Genomic DNA, 20,566 nt, shown 5'->3' on the forward strand with positions numbered 1-20,566 from the left:
ATGCCGGCTCCGCCGTCGGCGCGCTGCGCCGTCTCGAACAACTCATCCAGGAAGCCGTCGTCACCGTCCCGCGCGCGTTGATCGCAGAGACCATCGATCTCGTCGCCGTGCTTTCCGGCCGCGGCGCGGATCGGCGCCTCGCCGAACTCGCCCGCGTCACCGGCCTCAATTCCCAAGGCGATTACGCGCTCAGCCCCACAGAAGGAGACCCTCAGTGACCAGAATATCCATCCTCTATCCGCGCTGGCCCTATTATCTGACAGCGCTCGCGCTCGGCATCCTGATCGCGGACCCGGCTTACGCGGCCGGCTCCGGCATGCCCTGGGAGGAGCCGCTACAGGCGATCCTCGAATCCATCGAGGGACCTGTCGCCAAGATCGTCGCCGTGATCATCATTATCATCACCGGACTGACGCTCGCCTTCGGCGATTCCAGCGGCGGCTTCCGCCGGCTGGTGCAGATCGTCTTCGGCATCTCGATCGCCTTCGCGGCTTCGTCCTTCTTCCTGACCTTTTTCGACTTCGGCGGCGGGGCGCTGGTCTAATGCAGGAGGGCGCCGACATCCCCGGCTTCACCGCGCCGGTCCACCGGGCACTGATCGAACCGATCCTGCTCGGCGGGGCGCCGCGGGCGATCGCCATCGCCAACGGCACGCTCGCAGCCGCCGTCGGCCTGGGCCTGCGGCTCTGGATCGTCGGCCTGTTGCTCTGGCTGATCGGGCATCTCTTGGCCGTCTGGGCCGCCAGGCGTGACCCGGACATCGTCGACGTCACGCGCCGGCATCTGCGCTTCCCGACCTGGTTTGAGGCGTGAGCCGATGATGCGCCTCGCCGAATACCACTCCAAAGCCTCCAAGCTCGCCGACTTCCTCCCCTGGGCCGCGCTGATCGCGCCCGGCGTCGTCCTCAACAAGGACGGCAGTCTTCAGCGCACGGCGCAGTTTCGCGGTCCCGATCTCGACTCGGCGACGCCCGCCGAGCTGGTGGCGACCGCCGGTCGCCTCAATAGCGCGTTCCGACGGCTCGGATCGGGCTGGGCGGTGTTCGTCGAAGCGCAACGGCTCCCGGCGCGGGATTATCCGCTCTCGGAGTTTCCCGATCCGGTCTCGGCCTTGGTCGACGCCGAACGACGGGCGCAGTTTGAAGAAGCCGGTTCGCATTTCGAGAGCGTCTATTTCCTGACGCTCGTCTGGATGCCGCCGGCCGACGATACGAGCCGCGCCGAGCGCTGGCTCTATGAGGGCGCCGAGGACGGCGGCGCCGATCCGCGCGAGCACCTCACGAGCTTCATCGGCCGCACGGACAGCCTCTTGGGCCTGCTCGACGGCTTCATGCCGGCGGCGGCCTGGCTATCCGATGAGGAGACGCTGACCTATCTGCATTCGACGATCTCGACGCACCGCCAGCGCGTGCGCGTCCCCGAGACACCCATGTATCTCGACGCGTCTCTCGCCGACTGCGGCCTCGTCGGTGGTCTGGCGCCGCGACTGGGCGAGGTTCATCTCAAGACGCTGACGATCGTCGGGTTCCCGACGGCGACCTGGCCGGGCCTGCTCGACGAGCTCAACGGTCAGGCCTTCGAATATCGCTGGGCGACCCGCGCCATCTGTCTCGACAAGACCGATGCTGCCAAACTCTTCACCCGCATCCGCCGTCAATGGTTCGCCAAGCGAAAGGGCATCGCCGCGATCCTCAAGGAGGTGATGACCAACGAAGCCTCGACGCTGATGGATTCCGATGCCGCGAACAAGGCGGTCGACGCGGACGAAGCCTTGCAGGAGTTAGGCTCGGACATGGTCGGCGCGGCCTACGTCACCGCCACCGTGACGGTGTGGGATGAGGACGAGCGCCGCGCCGAAGCGAAGCTGAAAACCGTCGAGAAGATCGTCCAGGGTCGTGACTTCACCTGCATGGCGGAGACCCTGAACGCCGTCGAAGCCTGGCTCGGATCGCTACCCGGCCACCTTTACGCCAATGTCCGCCAGCCGCCGATCTCGACCCTGAACCTCGCCCACATGATCCCGCTCTCGGCGGTCTGGGCCGGGCCGGCGCGCAACGACCATCTCGACGGCCCGCCGCTCTTCTTCGCCGATACGGAGGGCTCGACGCCGTTCCGTTTCTCCACCCATGTCGGCGATGTCGGCCATATGCTGATCGTCGGACCGACCGGCACGGGCAAGAGCGTACTCCTGGCGCTCATGGCATTGCAGTTTCGCCGCTATGCGGGCGCCCAAGTCTTCGCATTCGATTTCGGCGGCTCGATCCGCTGCGCGACGCTCGCCATGGGCGGCGACTTCGAAGATCTCGCAGGGGCGCTTTCGGATGCCGAGGATGCGGTCTCGCTGCAGCCGCTCGCCCGGATCGACGACACGACCGAACGGAGTTGGGCGCAGGACTGGCTCGCGGGTCTGCTCGGGCGCGAAGGTGTCGCGATCGACCCGACCGCCAAAGATCACCTCTGGTCGGCGCTCACCTCACTCGCTTCGGCACCAGTCGAGGAACGCACGCTCACCGGCCTGTCTGTGCTCCTCCAATCACAGGAGCTCAAGCGCGCACTGCAACCCTATTGCATCGGCGGGCCCTTCGGTCGGCTGCTCGACGCCGAGCATGAGGCATTGGGCGCCGCCGATGTGCAGGCCTTCGAGACGGAAGGCTTGATCGGCACGGCCGCCGCGCCGGCCGTGCTCGCCTATCTCTTCCACCGCATCGAAGGTCGTCTCGACGGACGGCCGAGCCTGATCGTCGTCGATGAGGGTTGGCTCGCCCTCGATGACGCGACCTTTGGCGGCCAGCTCAAGGAATGGCTGAAGACGCTGCGCAAAAAGAACGCCAGCGTCGTCTTCGCCACCCAGTCGCTCTCCGACGTGGACGGATCGAATATCGCTCCGGCGATCATCGAGAGCTGCCCGACGCGGGTTTTCCTGCCCAACGAACGCGCATTCGAACCGCAGATCGCGGCCATCTACCGGCGTTTCGGCCTCAACGACCGGCAGATCGAGATCCTCGCCCGCGCGACGCCGAAGCGCGACTACTACGCCCAATCCCGGCGCGGCAACCGGTTGTTCGAGCTGGGCCTCGGCGAGGTCGCGCTCGCCTTCACCGCCGCCTCGTCAAAGACCGATCACGCCGCCATCACCGAAGTGCTCGCCGAGCATGGGCCGGACGGCTTCGCCGCGGCCTGGCTCCAGCACCGCGGCCTGCAATGGGCCGCCGACCTTCTCAATCCCCCAGCACAGGAGACCTCAGATGATCCGTAAACCTCTGCGCAGCGCCCTTGTCGCCGCCACCCTGATGACGTCGGCTGTCATCGGCGCAGCGACAATCACCGCGCCACCGGCCCACGCCTTCTTCGGCGGCGGGTTTGGCGGCATCGTCTACGACCCGACGAACCACGCCGAGAACCTGCTGACCGCCGCACGCGCGCTGGAGCAGATCAACAACCAGATCGCCCAGCTCCAGAACGAGGCGCAGATGCTGATCAACCAGGCGCGCAATCTCGCGAGCCTGCCGCATTCGTCTCTCGGGCAACTGCAAGCGTCCGTACAGCGCACGCAGCAACTTCTTTCTGAAGCCCAGCGGATTGCCCATGCGGTCGCCGACATCGAGCAGGCCTTTACACAAGACTATGGCGAGGCGGCCGGAACGGGCGATTTCGCCGCGCGGGTTACGGGCGCGCGCGAGCGCTGGCGGACTTCGATCGCCGGTTTCGAGGACGCCTTGCGCGTGCAGGCCGGCGTCGTCGGCAACATCGAGAGCGCGCGCGCCGAGATGCAGACGCTCGTCGCCCAGAGCCAGGGCGCGACCGGCGCGTTGCAGGCCGCGCAGGCCGGCAATCAACTCCTCGCCCTGCAATCGACCCAGATGGCGGACCTGACCGCCGCCATCGCGGCTCAGAACCGCGCCCAGGCCCTCGACGCCGCACGGCGCGCGTCGGCCGAGGCCCAAGCGCGCGAGAATCTCAGCCAGTTCCTCGATTACGGTACGGGCTACGAGCCCACGACCGTGCGGATGTTCGGGGGCTGAGGATGCGCGTCGGCCCAGATACGATCCCGCGACTGATCGCCATCGGCATGGGCGGGATCGCGGCGCTCATGGCCGCGATCGAACTCACCGACAGCGCGACGCCGCCATCCGGTCGGGCGCCAGCGACGCTCGAAGGCGATCCGCTGCGCGCGGAACTCATGCGCTGCCGGACCATCACGCCGGAAGAGCTCGCGGCCGACGCGGCGTGTCAGGCGGCGTGGGCGGAGAATCGTCGCCAGTTCTTCGGTCCCGGCGGCGACACTTCGGGCGAGGTCGAGTGACATGGACGGCGTCGGCGTCATCGACCGCTTCTTGGACGTTTTCACGTCTTACATCGACTCAGGTTTCGGACTGCTCGGCGGCGACGTCGCCTTCCTCGCGACGACGCTGATCGTCATAGACGTCACGCTCGCTGCGCTGTTCTGGGCCTGGGGCGCGGATGACGACATCATCGCCCGCCTCGTCAAGAAGACGCTCTTCGTCGGCATCTTCGCCTTCATCATCGGCAACTGGAACGCGCTCGCGCGCATCGTCTTCGAGAGCTTCGCCGGTTTGGGGCTGATCGCCTCAGGCGGCAGTATCTCCGCTGGCGAACTACTCCAGCCGGGCCGTATCGCGCAGGTCGGGCTCGACGCAGGACGGCCGCTGCTCGAAGCGATCGGCGAGCTCATGGGCTTCGTCTCCTTCTTCGAGAACTTCATCCAGATCGCGATCCTCATGTTCGCCTGGGTGATCGTGCTGCTCTCCTTCTTCATCCTCGCGATCCAGCTCTTCGTCACCCTGATCGAGTTCAAACTGGCGACGCTCGCCGGCTTCGTGCTCGTGCCCTTCGGGCTGTTCGGCAAAACCGCCTTTATGGCCGAGCGGGTGCTCGGTCTCGTCATCTCCTCGGGCGTCAAGGTGCTGGTGCTCGCGGTCATCGTGGGGATCGGCTCGACCATCTTTGGCGAGTTCACCGCCGGCTTCAGCGGCGAGCCGACCATCGAAGACGCCATGGCCGTCGTGCTCGCCGCGCTCTCACTGCTGGCGCTCGGCATCTTCGGCCCCGGCATCGCCAACGGCATCGTCTCCGGAGGGCCGCAGCTCGGCGCGGGTGCCGCGGTGGGCACGGGTCTCGCAGCGGGCGGTCTCGCCGTGGGCGGGGCCATGGCGGGCGGCATGGCCGCCGGCGCCGTTGGAGCAGGCGCGCGTGGCGCGGCCTCCGTCGCTGGCGGCGCTTCCACCGCCTACCGCCTCGGCAGTTCGGGTGCTGGCGGCGGTGCATCCGGTGTCGCCGCCGGGATCGCGAATGCCGGCAAGGCCGGGATGAGCGCGGCGGGAAGTCCGTTACGCAAGGCCGCCGGCGCGATGAAGGAGAGCTATCAAAGCGGATCGCGCGCCGCGTTCACCGCGACCGGCGGCAAGTTCTCGAACACGCCGGACATGCCAGCGGCCGCAAATGACGGCCCGCCTGCCTGGGCGCAGCGCCTCCGGCGCCAGCAAACCCTCAATCACGGCGTCGCAACGGCCGCCCATGTCGTCCGCTCCGGCGATCATGGCGGCGGCGGAACGTCGGTCAGCCTCTCGGAGAAACCATGAGCCTCTTCAAACGCCCGAGCGTCCGCTACGCCACGAGCCCCGAACCGGTCACGCCCTATCAGAAGGCAGCGCAAGCCTGGGACGAACGCATCGGCTCGGCGCGGGTTCAAGCCCGCAACTGGCGCCTCATGGCCTTCTACTGTCTCGCACTCTCCGCCGGGCTCGCCGGCGCGCTGGCGTGGCAATCGACCCACGGGACCATTGTCCCTTATGTCGTCGAGGTCGACGAGCTCGGTCAGGCCCAGGCCGTGGCGCCGGTGACCGCCGACTACCGGCCGACCGATCCGCAGATCGCCTTCCACCTGGCGCGCTTCATCGAAAACGTCCGACAGGTCCCGGCCGACCCGATCGTGCTGCGGCAAAGCTGGCTGCGCGCCTACGACTTCACCACCGATCGCGGCGCTCTCGCGCTCAACGACTACGCCCGCGTCAACGACCCCTTCGCGCGGGTCGGCCAGACGCAGGTGTCCGTCGAGGTCTCCAGCGTCATCCGCGCCTCCGACACCAGCTTCCGCGTCGCCTGGATCGAACGCCGTTACCAAAACGGGCAACTCAGCCAGACCGAGCGCTGGACGGCGATCCTCACCATCGCGGTCCAGCCGCCCCGAGACGCGGAACGTCTGCGCAGCAATCCACTCGGCATTTTCGTTCACGCCATCAACTGGTCACGGGAGAGCGCCCAATGAAAAACAACATCCGACACTCAGCGGCGCTTCCGGCGATCCTGCTTGCCGCGACCGCGCTGGCGGGCTGTGCGACCTTCCGCCCGCCGCAGATCGAGTATGATGAGCCGCCCATCGAGGCGACGCTTCTGCCCGAACCCGCGCGACCGGTCGAGGTAGTCGAGCGGCCCGTTCCGCTGCCGCTGCCCGGACAGCTTATGTCGGTGGAAGACGGCGGTCCGCTCCCCGAAGCCGGCGAGCCGCCCGAGCGCATCGAGGAGGCCAACGCCGCCGCCCGCATCGAACCCGTGCGCGACGGCTTCATCAACGCGGTCCAGCTCTACCCCTACAGCGCTGGGGCGCTCTATCAGGTCTACTCATCCCCCGGTCAGGTTACAGACATCGCCCTGCAGCCGGGAGAAAGCCTCGTCGGCAACGGCCCGATCGCGGCCGGCGACACCGCGCGCTGGATCATCGGCGACACGATCAGCGGCGCCGGCGATACGCAGCGCACGCACATCCTCGTCAAGCCGACCCGGCCCGACATCGTCACGAATCTCGTCATCAATACCGACCGCCGGACCTATCATCTCGAGCTTCGCGCCCATCCGAGCGCCTATATGGCTTCGGTTTCCTGGCGCTATCCGCAGGACGAATTGATCGCGCTCCGGCGGGGCAATGCCGACGCAGAGGCCGCCCTCCCAATCGGTCGCGACATCGCGCTTGATAGTCTCCGGTTCCGCTATCGCATCGAAGGCGAACGACCACCCTGGCGGCCGCGCCGCGCCTTCGACGACGGACGGCAGGTCTTCATCGAGTTCCCGCGCGGCATCGGTCAGGGCGAGATGCCCCCGCTCTTCATCATCGGACCGGAAGGCGAAGGCCAGCTCGTCAATTACCGCATCCGCCGGAACTACATCATCGTCGACCGGCTCTTCGCCGCCGCCGAACTGCGTCTCGGCGATCGTCAACAGGTGGTGCGCATCGTCCGCACCGACGGTGTGCGGCGCGCGCCCGAGCGCCATGTCGGAGCGGACTCATGAGCGAGGCCGGCGATGGCCGGGATGAGACGGAGATCCGGGCCGGTCCGCGTCCCGAGGCGGAGATCGCGGCCGATCTGCGCCTGCACCCCGATCCGCCGCGTGTTATGCGCCTGTCGCGCAGAACCCTCGGCATTCTCGCCGCTGTCGGCGGCCTCGGCCTCGGCGCGATCCTGATTGTCGCCCTGCAGGATCCGGAGCGCGGCGATGGACCGGCGGAGCTCTTCAACACCGAACGCGTTCCGACCGCCGACGAGCTCCTGTCACTGCCGGAGGATTACAGCCAGGTCCCGCAACTCGGCCCGCCGCTCCCCGGCAAACTCGGACGCCCGGTTCTGGCGGCACGCGAGCGCGGCGAGCCCGTGCCGGCGGCGCCCGTCGCACCCGGTCCCGCCATGGACCCGGAAGAGCAGATGCGCTTGCAGGAGCAGGAAGCGGCGCGCCTCAGTCGACTGTTCCATGATGCGACCACCGCCGAGAGCGGCGGCGTCCTAGACATCGCTACACCAACAACGCCGCAGATCGATCCGCAAACGGTGTTCCCGACGGTCGCGCAGCCAGGGTCGGAGCCGGACGCCATCGAGAGGCGCCAGGCGTTTCTTGACGAGCCCGTCGATCGCCGCACCATGAGCGCGGAACGTCTCGTGGACCCAGCAAGCCCTTACGTGCTCCAGGCCGGCGCGGTCATCCCGGCCGCGCTGGTGACCGGCCTGCGCTCCGATCTGCCCGGCCAGATCACCGCCCAAGTGACCGAGCATATCTATGACAGCCCGACCGGACGTTTCCTTTTGGTCCCCCAAGGCGCGCGGCTGATCGGCGAATATGACAGCCGGGTCGCCTTCGGCCAGCGCCGCGTGCTCCTGGTCTGGACACGGATGATCCTGCCGAATGGCCGGTCGATCACGCTGGAACGTCAGCCCGGCGCTGACGAAGCCGGATACGCCGGGCTCGAAGACGGCGTCGACTATCACTGGGGCCAGCTTCTCCGCGCCGCCGGTCTCGCCACCATCCTCAACATCGGCCTGGAATTCGGCCAGGACGAGGACGACGAGATCGCCGAGGCGATCCGCGACGGCGCCCAGGACACGGTCGGGCGCGCCGGCGACGAGATCGTCCGCCGCCAGCTCACCGTGCCGCCGACGCTGACCATCCGGCCCGGATTTCCGGTCCGGGTCATGGTCACGCGAGACCTGATCCTCGAACCCTATGAAAGCTGATCGATGACGAAACTGAAGCTCGGACCCATTCCAGACGACAAGCCTGTCAAGGTCGCGCTGGAGTTGCCCGCCGACGTCCACCGCGATCTTGTCGCTTATGCCGAGGCGCTCGCCCAAGAGACCGGCCAGACTCACGAGCCCGCCAAGCTGATCGCGCCCATGCTAGCCCGCTTCATGGCGACGGATCGGGGCTTTGCGAAGCTGCGGAAGGAGAAGAAACGGCCTTCCTTGCGTGAACCCGAGCCAGACTCACAAACCGCCTGAGCGCCGGATTGTCGTTCTCCGGACGCCAAGTGATGGAGAACGGGATGGTATCGCCTTCAGCTCCGATCCGGACAAAGGCGACGTCCGGGTAGCGGATGCCACGCCAATGGTCAGGGACCAGGCTGACGCCCAATCCGAGGCCCACGAGATTCATGATGCCTTCTCGGTCGGCCTCGAAGCTCCGCATGCGGATTGATCGACCAAGATCAGAAGCGCATCTTGTTATGTAGTCGTGGATTTCCGGGCCAGGTTCCCGCGCACTGACAATGAAAGCCTCTTTACGAACGTCCTTCCAAGAAAGCACCTCACGCCCCGCCAACCGATGATCGGTGCGCATTGCAAGATAGACCGCCTCATGGTGCAGAAGTAAACCTTCGCCAACTTCCGGCTCTGGATATCCGGCGGCGATAACCGCATCGATCTCCCGGTGACTGAGAAGCGCAAGCAGTTCGCTACGGCCAGTCTCGCGCATTGAGACGTCAACACCCGGATGGGCAGCAAGGTATGTCGAGATCAGATCACGCACAACGCCGCGAGAAAGCGATGCGATAATCCCAAGGCGCAACCGCCCGCATTCAGCCAAACCGTGGCTCTGCGCGGCACCGATCGCTCGTCGCATGTCGCGCAAGACCATCCGGGCGCTCATGATGAAGTGCGACCCACCTTGGGTAAGTCGCGCACCGCTTGGATGACGTTCAAAGAGCGAAAGACCGAGGGCGTCTTCGAGCCTCTGGATTCGGCGCGACAGTGCGGGCTGGCTGACTGCAAGTCGAACCGCCGCTTGCCGAAAGCTCCCAGCTTCTGCGACAGAAACGATCGACAACAGATCTGTGAAGCTCAAGTCCCGGTCAAAGCCATCAATCAAGGAATGTGTGTTGCGTTGCCGGGGCCCTCTCTTTGGACGCCGCACGGCACTCAGATCGCCCTTTTTCATTGGGCGAGCAGTGCAAGTTTCTGATGATTCACCACCGTATTGGCCTGCGCTGGCGAAAGAAGCCCCCTGTTGGCCCGTCATCTGGCAGCGTGGCCAGCCAAACGGCCGTATCTGCGGCCTCTTCAGGGGTCGTAGTAGCGTTCGGTCCTCCCATTCGCGTCCTGACCCAGCCAGGGCACATGGCGTTGACCTTCACTGTCTGAGGCAGTTCTTGCGCCGCTACGAATGTCAATGCGTTCAAGGCGGCTTTAGCGACCCCGTACCCCCCGGGGCCTCTCAGGCCTTCTGCAAACGAGCCCCAACCCGAGGAAACGTTGACGATCCGGCCCCAGCGTTGTTCCATCATACGCGGTGCGAAGAGGCGCATGAGATGGAATGGACCGCGTGTCATGACGTCTAGGCAGCGGTCGAGGTCGGCAGGATCGTCAAACAAACCGCCATGTTGAAGAATGCCGGCGTTGTTCACAAGGATATCGATCCTGTCCAACCGCCTGGCAGCGTTTTCAATGCTCGCCCGGTCGGCCACGTCAAGTTCGAAGAACCTGGCGCCAATTCCTTTGGCCGCCGCCTGGCCAGCCTCCGCATCCCGCGCGGCAAGAACAACCGAGATGCCCTGCTCTCGCAGCTGCTTGGCGATCTCTCTGCCAATGCCCCGGTTCGCTCCAGTCACGAGGGCAGTTTTCGTCATTCTGAGCTCCATGGTTTCCGGAATTGAATTCACGTACGGGGTATCCTCAGAGCCGCGCCCCTGTCGCAAAAACAGGCAGGATGTCGCTACCGATCTCCTCTACGACTTCGTCAGCTGGTCTGCGGCTGTACTTGAGGTTAAGAAGAATGTGTTCGATGCCGATTTCCCGGTAAGCCGCAAGCAATTCCAACATTGCCTTGCGGCCAAGCCGCCAACCCAGGTGAATTGGCGTTGGGGCGGCATCTACAGACTCCGTGAGATCGACGTAGAGCGACTGCGCGAATGGCTTGGTTGACGATGCCCCACTCGTTTCGACCGCCAAATCCCAATCGGATAGTGCCTGTGCCTGGTGTGCTGGCGGGCGAGGATAGGTCAGCCAACCATCAGCCTCGCGACCAATCCAGGCCATATCCTGTTGCGCACGACCGGTGACGAGGACCGGCAGGCGGCCGGCCACGGGCTTGGGCAACAAATCTGCGCTGCCGTCCAACGTACCCCAACTCGAAGACGCGCGAGGGAACGTCGATTCCGTCAGGTCGCGTATGTAAGCCAGGCTTTCCCGGAAGTCGGCGCCACGCGAACCTATCGGACGGCCATATGCGCCATACTCCACGGCACGATCACCCGATGCCAATCCAAGGACCAGCCGCCCACCCGATAGGCTGTCCACCGACGTCGCAGACTTCGCGACATCGAGTGGATGGTGAAGCGGCAAGGCGATGGCACCGGTCGCAAGGGCGATCGACTTTGTGACCGTGGCCACGGCGCCCAACCAGACCCATGGGTCGTAGATCTGACCCACATCACCAAAACTGGGGTCGCGCAGCGGGACGTCGCGAACCCATAGCGTGGAATACCCGAGTTCTTCGGCGCGGCACGCCAGATCAAGTTGCCCCTCCATGCGAGGCACCTCGCCTGAGTAGGCTTCGATCGGGAAGGTCAGACCAAGTGATAGATGTCCCCGGCCCGCGAAGGTGCGCCGGAAACCTTTTGATTGGGGCACGTCGCCGTTCTGCCTTTCGGAATGGATTGCGCTGGACCTCATTTCGAGTCCTTTCGGTCAGTCGATTGGGGTCGGCACGCTGGGAGGAGATGCGCGCCGACCCCGGCCGTGGGCATGCCGTCAGGCGGCCGCACCCTTTTCGGCCATCCCGGCCAAACGGAGTTGTTTGCCCGTAGCCTGAAAGACCCGCTTATAGGCGATCTCCATCGGTAGGCGCCGGAACTCCTCCGAAAGGATCTCATTGCCCCAAGGTCCATCGAAGCCGGCAGCGCGGCAGGCATTTATGAAACCGACTACGTCGTAGTCGCCCTCGCCGGGAATCCGACGGCAGTTGACGGTGAGATCGAGGAAGCCAGGCATGCCTGGTCGCGCCAGAACGGCCTTGTCTTCGTCGTCGAAGGCGAGACCGTCGTCGAGTTCAACACCGATCAACTTGCGCTTCGGAAGCGCCGCAATGTCGGCGTAGGAGATGCCGTCCATGTTGTTCACGTGCCAAGTATCGAGAAACAAGCCGGCTGCAGGATGATCCCCCATCCACTCCAAGGTTTGTTCGAGCGTTTGCGAGTTCGGGTCGGGTGGAAGAATCTCGAATGCGATCCTCGTGCCGGCCTCAGCGGCTTCGTCACAGAGCTCATGGAACCGAGAACGCAAGAACGCCTTGTCTGGCAACGGAATTCCGAAGTTGCCGGCCTTGATGTGCCGGGCGCCGAATGCCTTGGCGGCCGCCAATACTAGACGTCGGTTCTCCATTTCACCCCGCCTGCGCGGATCGTCATTCGGGTGAACCCATTCGGTCAGGAACTCGACCTCGATTTCGGTAATACCGTGCGCGTCGAAGAGCCCCTTCATCCAGGCGAGTTTCTCTTCCTCGCTGCTCCCCTCGGCCTCGTTCGCCAGAACGAATGCCAGGTCCTCATGGAAGACGCCCATGCCGACAAAACCGGCACGAGCGACCTGTGCGACACGGGATCGAAAACTCCATGGGCTCCAGTTCTGCCAGGTAAAGGGCCGGGCCGGGCCGGCGTGCATCCAGCAAGTCGCCATCTGAGCGGTTGAGAGATTTGACATGTCTTCCCCCTTCACGCTGCGATCTCGACGACGACCTTGCCGATCGCCGACTTGCTCTCGAGACGCGCATGCGCGTCCGAAGCCTTTTCGAGGGGGTGAACCGAGTCGATGATCGGCTTCAGCTTGCCAGCATCAACCAGACTGGCGATCTCCTTGAGGATCTCACCGTGCCGCTTATTTCCATACCCGTGAACGAGCGGGATCAACATGTAGATCACGTGCAGCGTCAGCCCACGCAGGTGTGCTTGGGTAAGATCGATTTCACCAATTGAAACCGTAGTGGCGACTTGCCCGTTCAGTTTGGCCGCGGCGAGCGCCGTTGGGACGTTCGTCGTGCCAACCGTATCGAAGACGAGGTCGAATCCACGTCCGTCGGTCAGGCGCGCGACATAGTCATCCACGCCTTCGGCAGCATAGTCGATCGAAGTTGCTCCGAGAGCTTCGATGGCGGCGAGGCGATCTGACCCGCTGTCCGTAGCGAACACCTTTGCCCCAGCGTCTTTGGCGATCTGGATGGCAACGTGGCCCACGCCGCCGGCACCGCCGTGTATCAGGACAGTCTGGTCCGCGGTGAGCTTCATGCGGTCGAACAGCGCCTCGTATGCTGTGATCGAGACGAGTGGGAGAGCTGCCGCTTCGATCATCGAGAGAGACGAAGGCTTCTTGGCGATCAGGCGGATGTCCGCAGAAATGTACTCGGCAAGTGCCCCCTGGTGATGGGCGACACCTCCGGCACACCCGTAGACTTCGTCACCGACCTTGTACCCTCTGACCCCTTCGCCCACGGCTTCGACGGTCCCGGCGAAGTCCATGCCGAGCACGGCAGGAGGTGTGGGAATGAAGTTCACGACAGGGCCCATGTCCCGCGCCATGAGATCGGCTGTGTTGACGCTCGAAGCAGCGATACTGACGAGCACTTGGCCTGAGCCTGCTTTCGGACGCTCGAGCTCGGCAGCCTCGAAGACGTCAGGGCCACCATTGCCACGAATTATCTGAACTCTCATCGGATCCGATTCCTTTCCTGTTGGAGCCGTTGAGACAGACATGGACTTTCGCACTTGCAGCATATAGAGCCATGAGTAAGGAAACTAGTTTCTCAAGAATCAGGAAAATCAAGCGATGCCCTTGAACCTCGAGGATGTTGCGCTTTTCAAACGGATCGCCGCCGCTGGGAGCCTGTCCGAGGCGGCGCGGCAGATGGGGTTGACTCCACAGATCGCGAGCCGCCGACTTCAACGTTTGGAAGCCTATCTCGGGGTCAAGTTGCTTCATCGGACGACGCGGCGGAGCGCACTGACAAATGATGGCGAGGTTTTCCTTGCTGCTGCTCAACGTCTCACTGCCGAGGCGGAGGCGGCTGAAGCCTCCGTCGGTCCGAACAAGGAAGAGCCAAGAGGCACCCTGCGTGTCAGCGCTCCCGCCACATTCGGCCGGAAGGCGATATCGCCATTCGTGCCCGGACTTCTTGCAAGGCATCCGGATTTGAGGATCGATCTTCAACTGACAGACAGCGTCGTTGATCTTATTGAAAATGCGATAGATATTGCCGTCCGCATAGCGACGATGCGTCCCACGACGCATATTGCGCGAAAGCTTGCGGACAACCCTATCATGCTGGTCGCCGCGCCGGCCTACATCAAGAAAAATGGAGTGCCCCGAACGCTCGATGACCTGGCCCAGCATTCCTGTCTGGTGCGGACCGGAACGGATGTTTGGTCCTTCATCAATGACGGCACGGAGCGTCAGATTCGCGTTTCTGGGGCTTTCACCAGCAACGCGAACGAAGCACTGCGTGAAGCCGCCCTTTCGGGTCTCGGGCTTGGACTGCACTCGCGCTGGGACATCGATGACCATCTAGCGAACGGAGAACTGGTGAAAGTTCCACTCGAAGACGCTGAACCACGCCGTCTCTCCATCTGGGCTGTCCGGCCTGGAGGGCGTGAAACCACGCCACGTGCAAAGGTCTTTTTGGACGCGCTTGAGGGCATGCTGCACCCGCACAGGAAACTGCCGCGCGCTTGACAGGCCAGTAGGCGTCCGGTGCTGTGCGGGCGGGAGATGCCATGGGAGGTATCCAATGGTCGGTTTGTTGCACCCGAGCGAACACCGCGGGGCGGTTAAGTCGTCATGGGACCGATGTGCGAGGATCTTTAACATCCAAGCAGATTCGCACGTGCCTATTATGCGCCTTATGCAATCCGAGATAGCACCCCGACAAGGAGAGTTGCGAGATGCCCTGGGAGACGTCCGCTCGGAGATCGATTTGCTGGCGGACGTCGCACTCAAGGCCGGACAATGCCTCGTCGTTACGGATCCGGGAAGCGTCGTCGTTGAAGTTCGTGCCGATCCATCTGCGCAATCCATCCTGGAACGCGCAGGTATAACGCTCGGGAGTTGCTGGACCGAACAAGTCGCAGGGACGAACGGTGTTTCGTTAGCACTCGCACAGGGCAAGGCTTTCACAGCCAGGGGACCGGACCATTATCTCCGCAATCTGCGCGAGTTCGCCTGTACCGGCGTCCCTCTGCGCGCTGCCGACGGTCGCGTCATGGGTACATTAACACTATCATGCATCGATCGCGATTATGCGGCTGATTACGTCTTGGCCCAGCAATTGCTGAACCAAGCGTCGGATGGTATTCAGGCGCGGCTCTTCTTGCGCGCCCACAGCGGCAGACACGTTGTCGCGCCATCGCCGGAAGCGCCGCCCGGTGCGTTGGTTGCGATCGACGACGGCGCAACCATTGTGGCGGCGACCCGAGCAGCCGAGCAAATGCCAGGTAACGGTAAGACCATCATCGGTCGGCCATTCGAAGAGGTTTTCATCAAGCCCCTGCCGGCGCAGCGAGCCCCCGGGAGAGTGGCCAGCCTCGGTGGCGTGTCCGGCAGACTGCCTCACGCGGTTTCGCAGATTGCAGGACAGGACTTGGCCGCGAACAAGGCAGCAACGCGGGCCGTACAGATACTATCTCTGGGTCAGCCCTTGGCGATCGTCGGAGCCGCCGGAACGGGCAAGCTGCAAGTCGCCGAAGGTTTTTTGGCGACACGAATGAAACGCGTCATTCGCCTTTGCGGGTCGGGACTGGCCGCGCATGGTGAAGCCGGCCGCTTGATCGCGAAATGGATCGAGCAGGCCGACGAAGCACTAAACAGCGGCTCGGGGCCGAGCATGCTCCTCGACCGCATCGATTGCATTCCAAGAAAAGCACGCCACCGCCTGATTGCCTGGCTCGAGGCGCTGGACCGTGACGGACGCTTGCGAGGCGTTCACAGCGAAACTGTGATTGTTGCGACGATTCAGGCGGAGGAACTCCCCGCGAACCTGAGACCGCTGTTCGCGTCACACGAAATCTGTCTGCCTCCACTTCGGGACAGAAGCGACAAGGTCGAATTGATCCAAGCATGCTGGCGTCGACTTGCTTCAGACGGCCAAGAGCTGTGTGCAGACGCGGTTGAACCGATGCTCACATATCCCTGGCCGGGCAATTTTCGCGAGTTGCAAGCGGTGCTTTCTCAGGCGCTAACGTTAGCCGGGACCAATTCTTTGGAAAGGGATATGCTTCCGGATCATATTCGCGACGCTGGAGCACCACGTGGGCCTGCAGCGCATTCCTTGACCTCGGCATTGATGGCAGCGGATTGGAACGTAAGCCGTGCCGCTCGGCTTATGGGGGTAAGCCGAGCGACAATAAACAGGCGGATTAGAGAGGCCGGGCTGAGCCGGCCCGTAGTCAGAGACGACTAAAGCCTGCTGCTTTCGCCGCGTAGGTCGGGCTGATGGCGTCTAGGACGCTACGAATGTACGGCGACGCATTGGACGAGACGACGCCTTCGATCCCGTCGATGTGTTCGAAGAACCGACCCGCATAGTTTTCAGCGAAGTTCCTAACGTGTTTGTCGCCCTCTTCAGCGTTGGCATACCGCTCCTGAATGTGGCAGGTCCGGCCTTCGTCACAGAAGAACCACTCATAAATGAGCGTACCCGGCTCGTTTTCTGCCTCGGCCACCAACTCTTGCATGATCGTCTCAAAGCCATGTTTTCGTTCGGCCGGAACACCGACCTTCAGATAGACGTGGATGGATTCGTCGGGCATATTCTGTCTCCCGGTTTGAATTGATTGTTGTCTGTCGTCCGCGGGCTATGCTGCAGGAGACTGATACTCCGGGGCAATTCAACCCCGACTGTAGAGCTGGATCGGTCCGGCGAGATCTGTGCCGTCCAGGGCGTGCCGGACGTGGTTCATCGAGGTCTCATGGACATGGCGAACGGCGACTTCCATTGGAAGCCGGCGTAATTCCTCGGAGAGGATCTCGTTGCCCCACGGACCGCGGTAGCCGGAATCGTGCACCGCCTGGATAAAGCCGACGACGTCGAAGTTGCCTTCACCCAACGGCCTGCGCGTGTTCACGGTCAACTCGATGAACCCGGGAGAGCCGATGCGTTGGAAGAAGCGCGCGTATCGTTGGTCATTGACAACCCAACCGTCGTCCAACTCGACGCCTACTATGTCACCCGGCTGGAGCGCCGCGATGGCATCGTATGTGATGCCAGGGATATTGTTGACGTGCCAGGTGTCGAGGAAGATCCCGCCGTTATGTGGTCCGTCCGTCACCGCCATAGCCTGGTCCAAAGTGGCGCCATTTGGGTCGGGTGGCAGGATTTCCATGCAGACGTTGACGCCGCTTTCCTCAAAATCGGCACAGAGCTCTCGGAAACCCTGGTTTGCGGTCGCCACATCAACAGGAACACCGAGGTTACCGCATTTCAGATTGGTCGGCCGCAGGATGTTCGCTGCCTCGATCAACAGCTCGCGGATCGGCTGTTCGCCGTCCCGAAGCATGTTGCCACGCGGAACCATCCAGTTGACAAGGAATTCGATCTCGTTTGTCGTCAGCCCGTTCTCGTCGAGTACGTCCTTCATCCAACGGAACTTGTCCGCCCGGCTGTTGCCCGGCGCCTGCTGTTCGAGGATGTACGCGATGTCGTCATGGAAGAGACCCATCCCCTGAAAACCCGCTTCCGCGACCTGGCGGGCGCGATACTCGAAAGGTACGGGGCTCCACATACGACCCGCGAATGGAACAACCGGCCCCATATGGACCCAGCATGAGGCGATCAATCGGTGATCTCCAGCCGCAGACTGCGCGGAGGCGCTGGCGCCTGATGTGAGCCCCATTCCCATTGCACCGAATGCGACGGCGCCGGCGGCCCCAGCTTGGAGCATCGCCCGACGTGACGGGTCCTTGGGGCTGTCGTCTTTAGTATGTTCGTGCATCGTTTCCTCCCTTTTGGGTTATGCCCTCCTCCAAGGGCCTCTCACCGAATGTGAGTTCGTTGGGCGTTGCGTGCGGCCTTCTCCTCAAGCAGCCGCCCTAACTTCTTGCCCTGGCGCGGTTCGGGTGAGTTCGCGCCATGCCGCGTCATGGAATGACGTGCCGAGTGCCGACACCTCGGCGGGCCTTGCTTCAAGGACAGCTTCCAACGAGGTGTGAGCCTCAGGCCGCACGCGCTTTCCCAAAGCCAGACCCTGATGAAGAGCGTCGACAGCGATCGCTCCCGGGCCAAGGCGTCCGTGGGTCAAAATCAGAGCGTGAATGAGAACACGCGTGCCACCCTGAGGCAGCGAACGCCAACGTTGGGCCGTGCCGACGATCTTGCGACCTGCCACTGAGAGGTTCCATTTGCCGTCACAGAAGCTCCCGGGCGTGTCTCCAATCTCGGCAAGGAGGTCGGCTTGGGCCAGAGTATGCATGATTGGACGGGTCAGTAGACGGTAGCCGTCTTCGATGGTGAAACCCGGCTTCACAGTCAGCGCGACCGCGAGATTGAGAACGCCCGGCCCCTGCGGCACAGCCCCGCCACCCGTCGGGCGCGACACGACGGGCCAGCCTCGGGCAGCAGAACGGTCCGCGGCAGCTTTGAAGCCTTTTTTCCGCGACATGCTCGCCGGACAGACAATCGCCCGGGTCTTCGATGTCCACGACACGACACCCGGTCCGGCGCCCGCCAAAAGCTCCGCCTCGAGCATGAGCCCTGAGGTCGGGTCCGTCACGGAGTGGATCGGGCCGGTCATGATCCGATTCCCTCGATCTCTTCGCAGATCGTGGTCAAAACATCTGCAGCTGGCGCTCCATCGATGGCTCGATGATCGAAAGTTAGGGACAACCCGACGAAGGGCCGCAGTTCAACGGCGCCAGCGTCGTTGCGGACGGCACGATCGGTCAGCCTGCCGATGCCAAGCAGGCCGATCTGTGGTGCATTCAGGATCGGCGTGAAATGCTCCACCCGGGTGAGCCCGAGATTTGAGACGCAGAAGGTTCCTCCGGTCATCTCGGACACGCTCAGCTTGTTGGCTTTGGCTCGCGTCGCGAGATCCTGGCGCGCCGCGCGCAGCGCGGTGACGTCCATCTCGCCCGCCCCGTCGATAGCTGGCGCAACCAAGACGTTCCCAGGCAAGGCGATTGCGATACTGAGATCGATACTGTCGAAGATTTGGACCACGCGCCCTTCTACACGGGCGTTTATTTCCGGGTGCTTCTTGAGCGCTCTGACCACTGCAAGCATCAGCAGATCTTCAACCGACGCCTTCGTACCAGCTCCAGCCAATCTTGCCTTCTCGGCCAGAAGCGCGCCGGCATCGGCACTGCCATGGTGGGTTAGCTGCGCCGCGGTCTGCAGGCTTTCCACCATCTTGTCGGCAATCATTCCGCGCACGCCTTTCAAGGGCACGGATCTCGTTGGCACCTTCATTCGACCACCCCAATGACGGTGCCCTTGGCAACCACGGCGTCGGCATCTTCTTTGATGTGGACGGTGCCCGATGCAGGCGCCTGGATCTCATACTGCACCTTGGCGGTCATGATTTCGGCGATCAGTGCGCCTTCCTCGACGGTCGAACCATCGTTGACCAACCAGGCCGTTATGACGGTTTCGTCGTCCTCCTCCCAGAGATCAGACGGGATGACGATATCGGTGGCCATTCAGATAGTCCTTTCCTGATTGAGGCCGCGGCGTGCGGCCCCATCGCGATGCCATTGAAGCTCTTGAGGGGAGTCAGGCAGCCTGCATTCCTGCCCAAGCCGCAACGATTTTGTCGGGATTGGGAAGGCAGAATTGCTCCATGACGCGCGCGAAGGGGATGGGCACATCCGGGAAAGCCACCCGCTTGGGCGGAGCTTTCAGAACCGAGATGTCGTGCTCCGTCACGGAGGCGATGATCTCGCCGGAGACGCCGTAGCTCATGTAATCTTCGTCAACGACAATCAGGCGTCCCGTCTTGGCGACTGACGCACGGATCGTGTCCCGGTCGAGCGGCACAAGGCTGACGAGATCGATGACCTCGGCGCTCACACCCTGCTCTTGCAGCTCTTTCGCGGCCTTCATGGCATGGTGGACACCCATTCCAAGACTGACGACCGTTACGTCCGTCCCGTCTCGAACGACCTTCGCCTTGCCTATTTCGAGTGCGTAGCTTTCCTCTGGCACATGGACGGTCGCGCCGGGTTCGGTTCCCAGCCAACCCATACCCTGCAGACCTTTGTGGTACATGTAGACCACCGGACTATCGTCTCGCATAGCGGCAGTCATCAAGCCCTTGGCATCATAGGCATTCGAGGGAGCGACGACTTTCATGCCCGGCAGATGAGCGAAGGTGCCATAGACGCATTGCGAATGCTGACCCCCATCAGAATACCCCCCGCCGGTGGACGTCATCAGAACCATGGGCACTTTGAACGAACCGCCGGAGAAATAGGTGTTCTTGGCCATCATGTTGTAGATGGCGTCGAAGCACACGCCGAAGAAATCGACGAACATGAGTTCTACCACCGGCCGCATTCCGTCCTGCGCAGCTCCGACAGCTGCACCAATGAATGCGGTCTCCGAAATCGGCGTATCGCGTATGCGCTCAGCTCCGAACTCTTCCAAGAGGCCTCGCGTATTGCCGTAGACGCCACCGAGGGCCCCGATGTCTTCGCCCATAACGAAGACTCGAGGGTCGACGCGCAGCTCTTGTGCCACGGCTTCTGCCATGGCTCGCGCGATGGTTAGTTTTCTCTCGTTCGTTTTGTTCACCTTATCCTCCCTAGTT

The 20,566-nt window shown here is 63.3% G+C and carries 23 protein-coding genes and 1 pseudogene; 13 read left to right on the forward strand and 11 right to left on the reverse strand.

Annotated elements, in window-relative coordinates:
* From RBB34_RS01810 to RBB34_RS01860, 11 genes and pseudogenes are all read left to right on the forward strand, one after another.
* Nucleotides 1–218, forward strand: a pseudogene (locus tag RBB34_RS01810) (P-type conjugative transfer ATPase TrbB); the annotation flags it as partial.
* A 38-nt stretch (nucleotides 219–256) separates the two neighbouring features.
* Nucleotides 257–544, forward strand: coding sequence for a TrbC/VirB2 family protein (locus RBB34_RS01815; RefSeq protein ID WP_306117806.1), 288 nt, complete (start codon nucleotides 257–259; stop codon nucleotides 542–544).
* The gene (locus RBB34_RS01820; protein WP_306117483.1) at nucleotides 544–813 is read left to right on the forward strand and encodes a VirB3 family type IV secretion system protein; all 270 of its coding nucleotides are present in this window, start codon (nucleotides 544–546) and stop codon (nucleotides 811–813) included. The genes RBB34_RS01815 and RBB34_RS01820 overlap by 1 nt, the downstream gene beginning before the upstream one ends.
* 4 nt (nucleotides 814–817) lie before the next feature.
* The gene (gene trbE, locus RBB34_RS01825) at nucleotides 818–3,256 is read left to right on the forward strand and encodes a conjugal transfer protein TrbE (protein ID WP_306117484.1); all 2,439 of its coding nucleotides are present in this window, start codon (nucleotides 818–820) and stop codon (nucleotides 3,254–3,256) included.
* Nucleotides 3,246–4,022, forward strand: coding sequence for a P-type conjugative transfer protein TrbJ (trbJ, locus tag RBB34_RS01830; RefSeq protein ID WP_306117485.1), 777 nt, complete (start codon nucleotides 3,246–3,248; stop codon nucleotides 4,020–4,022). The genes trbE and trbJ overlap by 11 nt, the downstream gene beginning before the upstream one ends.
* 2 nt (nucleotides 4,023–4,024) lie before the next feature.
* Nucleotides 4,025–4,303 (forward strand): putative entry exclusion protein TrbK-alt, encoded by a 279-nt coding sequence (gene trbK-alt, locus RBB34_RS01835; protein ID WP_306117486.1) that lies wholly within the window; start codon nucleotides 4,025–4,027, stop codon nucleotides 4,301–4,303.
* Nucleotide 4,304: 1 nt separating this feature from the next.
* Nucleotides 4,305–5,600 (forward strand): P-type conjugative transfer protein TrbL, encoded by a 1,296-nt coding sequence (gene trbL, locus RBB34_RS01840; RefSeq protein WP_306117487.1) that lies wholly within the window; start codon nucleotides 4,305–4,307, stop codon nucleotides 5,598–5,600.
* A complete protein-coding gene (trbF, locus tag RBB34_RS01845) occupies nucleotides 5,597–6,286 on the forward strand; it encodes a conjugal transfer protein TrbF (protein WP_306117488.1) in 690 nt (229 codons plus the stop codon). The genes trbL and trbF overlap by 4 nt, the downstream gene beginning before the upstream one ends.
* Nucleotides 6,283–7,305: a P-type conjugative transfer protein TrbG gene (gene trbG, locus RBB34_RS01850; protein ID WP_306117489.1), complete on the forward strand. Its 1,023-nt coding sequence runs from the start codon at nucleotides 6,283–6,285 to the stop codon at nucleotides 7,303–7,305. The genes trbF and trbG overlap by 4 nt, the downstream gene beginning before the upstream one ends.
* Entirely contained in the window at nucleotides 7,302–8,519 is a 1,218-nt protein-coding gene (locus RBB34_RS01855) for a TrbI/VirB10 family protein (RefSeq protein ID WP_306117490.1), read from the forward strand. Before trbG ends, RBB34_RS01855 begins: the two co-directional genes overlap by 4 nt.
* A 3-nt stretch (nucleotides 8,520–8,522) precedes the next feature.
* Complete coding sequence (locus RBB34_RS01860) at nucleotides 8,523–8,783, forward strand: DUF2274 domain-containing protein (protein ID WP_306117491.1); 261 nt, start codon at nucleotides 8,523–8,525, stop codon at nucleotides 8,781–8,783.
* Here RBB34_RS01860 and RBB34_RS01865 read toward each other — a convergent pair.
* From RBB34_RS01865 to RBB34_RS01885, 5 genes are all read right to left on the reverse strand, one after another.
* Nucleotides 8,692–9,624, reverse strand: a complete 933-nt coding sequence (locus RBB34_RS01865; protein WP_306117807.1) for a LysR family transcriptional regulator — start codon at nucleotides 9,622–9,624, stop codon at nucleotides 8,692–8,694. The two genes, RBB34_RS01860 and RBB34_RS01865, sit on opposite strands and share 92 nt — an antisense overlap.
* A 121-nt stretch (nucleotides 9,625–9,745) precedes the next feature.
* A complete protein-coding gene (locus tag RBB34_RS01870) occupies nucleotides 9,746–10,405 on the reverse strand; it encodes an SDR family NAD(P)-dependent oxidoreductase (RefSeq protein ID WP_306117492.1) in 660 nt (219 codons plus the stop codon).
* 46 nt (nucleotides 10,406–10,451) lie between these two features.
* Nucleotides 10,452–11,450, reverse strand: coding sequence for an LLM class oxidoreductase (locus tag RBB34_RS01875; RefSeq protein ID WP_306117493.1), 999 nt, complete (start codon nucleotides 11,448–11,450; stop codon nucleotides 10,452–10,454).
* Nucleotides 11,451–11,528: 78 nt separating this feature from the next.
* Nucleotides 11,529–12,476, reverse strand: coding sequence for a TIM barrel protein (locus RBB34_RS01880; protein WP_306117494.1), 948 nt, complete (start codon nucleotides 12,474–12,476; stop codon nucleotides 11,529–11,531).
* An 11-nt stretch (nucleotides 12,477–12,487) separates the two neighbouring features.
* The gene (locus tag RBB34_RS01885; RefSeq protein WP_306117495.1) at nucleotides 12,488–13,480 is read right to left on the reverse strand and encodes a zinc-dependent alcohol dehydrogenase family protein; all 993 of its coding nucleotides are present in this window, start codon (nucleotides 13,478–13,480) and stop codon (nucleotides 12,488–12,490) included.
* Nucleotides 13,481–13,595: 115 nt separating this feature from the next.
* On the opposite strand from RBB34_RS01885, the gene RBB34_RS01890 reads away from it, so the two are divergent.
* Both RBB34_RS01890 and RBB34_RS01895 read left to right on the forward strand, forming a co-directional pair.
* The gene (locus RBB34_RS01890) at nucleotides 13,596–14,498 is read left to right on the forward strand and encodes a LysR family transcriptional regulator (RefSeq protein ID WP_306117496.1); all 903 of its coding nucleotides are present in this window, start codon (nucleotides 13,596–13,598) and stop codon (nucleotides 14,496–14,498) included.
* Between the two features lie 241 nt (nucleotides 14,499–14,739).
* The gene (locus RBB34_RS01895; protein WP_306117497.1) at nucleotides 14,740–16,221 is read left to right on the forward strand and encodes a helix-turn-helix domain-containing protein; all 1,482 of its coding nucleotides are present in this window, start codon (nucleotides 14,740–14,742) and stop codon (nucleotides 16,219–16,221) included.
* Here RBB34_RS01895 and RBB34_RS01900 read toward each other — a convergent pair.
* The 6 genes from RBB34_RS01900 to RBB34_RS01925 form a co-directional block, all read right to left on the reverse strand.
* The gene (locus RBB34_RS01900) at nucleotides 16,208–16,570 is read right to left on the reverse strand and encodes an antibiotic biosynthesis monooxygenase (protein WP_306117498.1); all 363 of its coding nucleotides are present in this window, start codon (nucleotides 16,568–16,570) and stop codon (nucleotides 16,208–16,210) included. The two genes, RBB34_RS01895 and RBB34_RS01900, sit on opposite strands and share 14 nt — an antisense overlap.
* A 78-nt stretch (nucleotides 16,571–16,648) precedes the next feature.
* On the reverse strand, nucleotides 16,649–17,752 hold the full coding sequence (locus tag RBB34_RS01905) for a TIM barrel protein (protein ID WP_306117499.1): 1,104 nt from the start codon (nucleotides 17,750–17,752) through the stop codon (nucleotides 16,649–16,651).
* Nucleotides 17,753–17,836: 84 nt separating this feature from the next.
* A complete protein-coding gene (locus RBB34_RS01910) occupies nucleotides 17,837–18,550 on the reverse strand; it encodes a hypothetical protein (RefSeq protein ID WP_306117500.1) in 714 nt (237 codons plus the stop codon).
* Complete coding sequence (locus tag RBB34_RS01915; RefSeq protein WP_306117501.1) at nucleotides 18,547–19,227, reverse strand: 2-oxo acid dehydrogenase subunit E2; 681 nt, start codon at nucleotides 19,225–19,227, stop codon at nucleotides 18,547–18,549. The genes RBB34_RS01910 and RBB34_RS01915 overlap by 4 nt, the downstream gene beginning before the upstream one ends.
* On the reverse strand, nucleotides 19,224–19,457 hold the full coding sequence (locus RBB34_RS01920; RefSeq protein WP_306117502.1) for a biotin/lipoyl-containing protein: 234 nt from the start codon (nucleotides 19,455–19,457) through the stop codon (nucleotides 19,224–19,226). Before RBB34_RS01920 ends, RBB34_RS01915 begins: the two co-directional genes overlap by 4 nt.
* A 73-nt stretch (nucleotides 19,458–19,530) precedes the next feature.
* Nucleotides 19,531–20,550, reverse strand: coding sequence for an alpha-ketoacid dehydrogenase subunit beta (locus RBB34_RS01925; RefSeq protein WP_306117503.1), 1,020 nt, complete (start codon nucleotides 20,548–20,550; stop codon nucleotides 19,531–19,533).
* Nucleotides 20,551–20,566: the final 16 nt, after the last annotated feature.

Origin of the sequence: Roseitalea sp. MMSF_3546 (assembly GCF_030732865.1) — a bacterium.
Classification (GTDB): domain Bacteria; phylum Pseudomonadota; class Alphaproteobacteria; order Rhizobiales; family Rhizobiaceae; genus Roseitalea.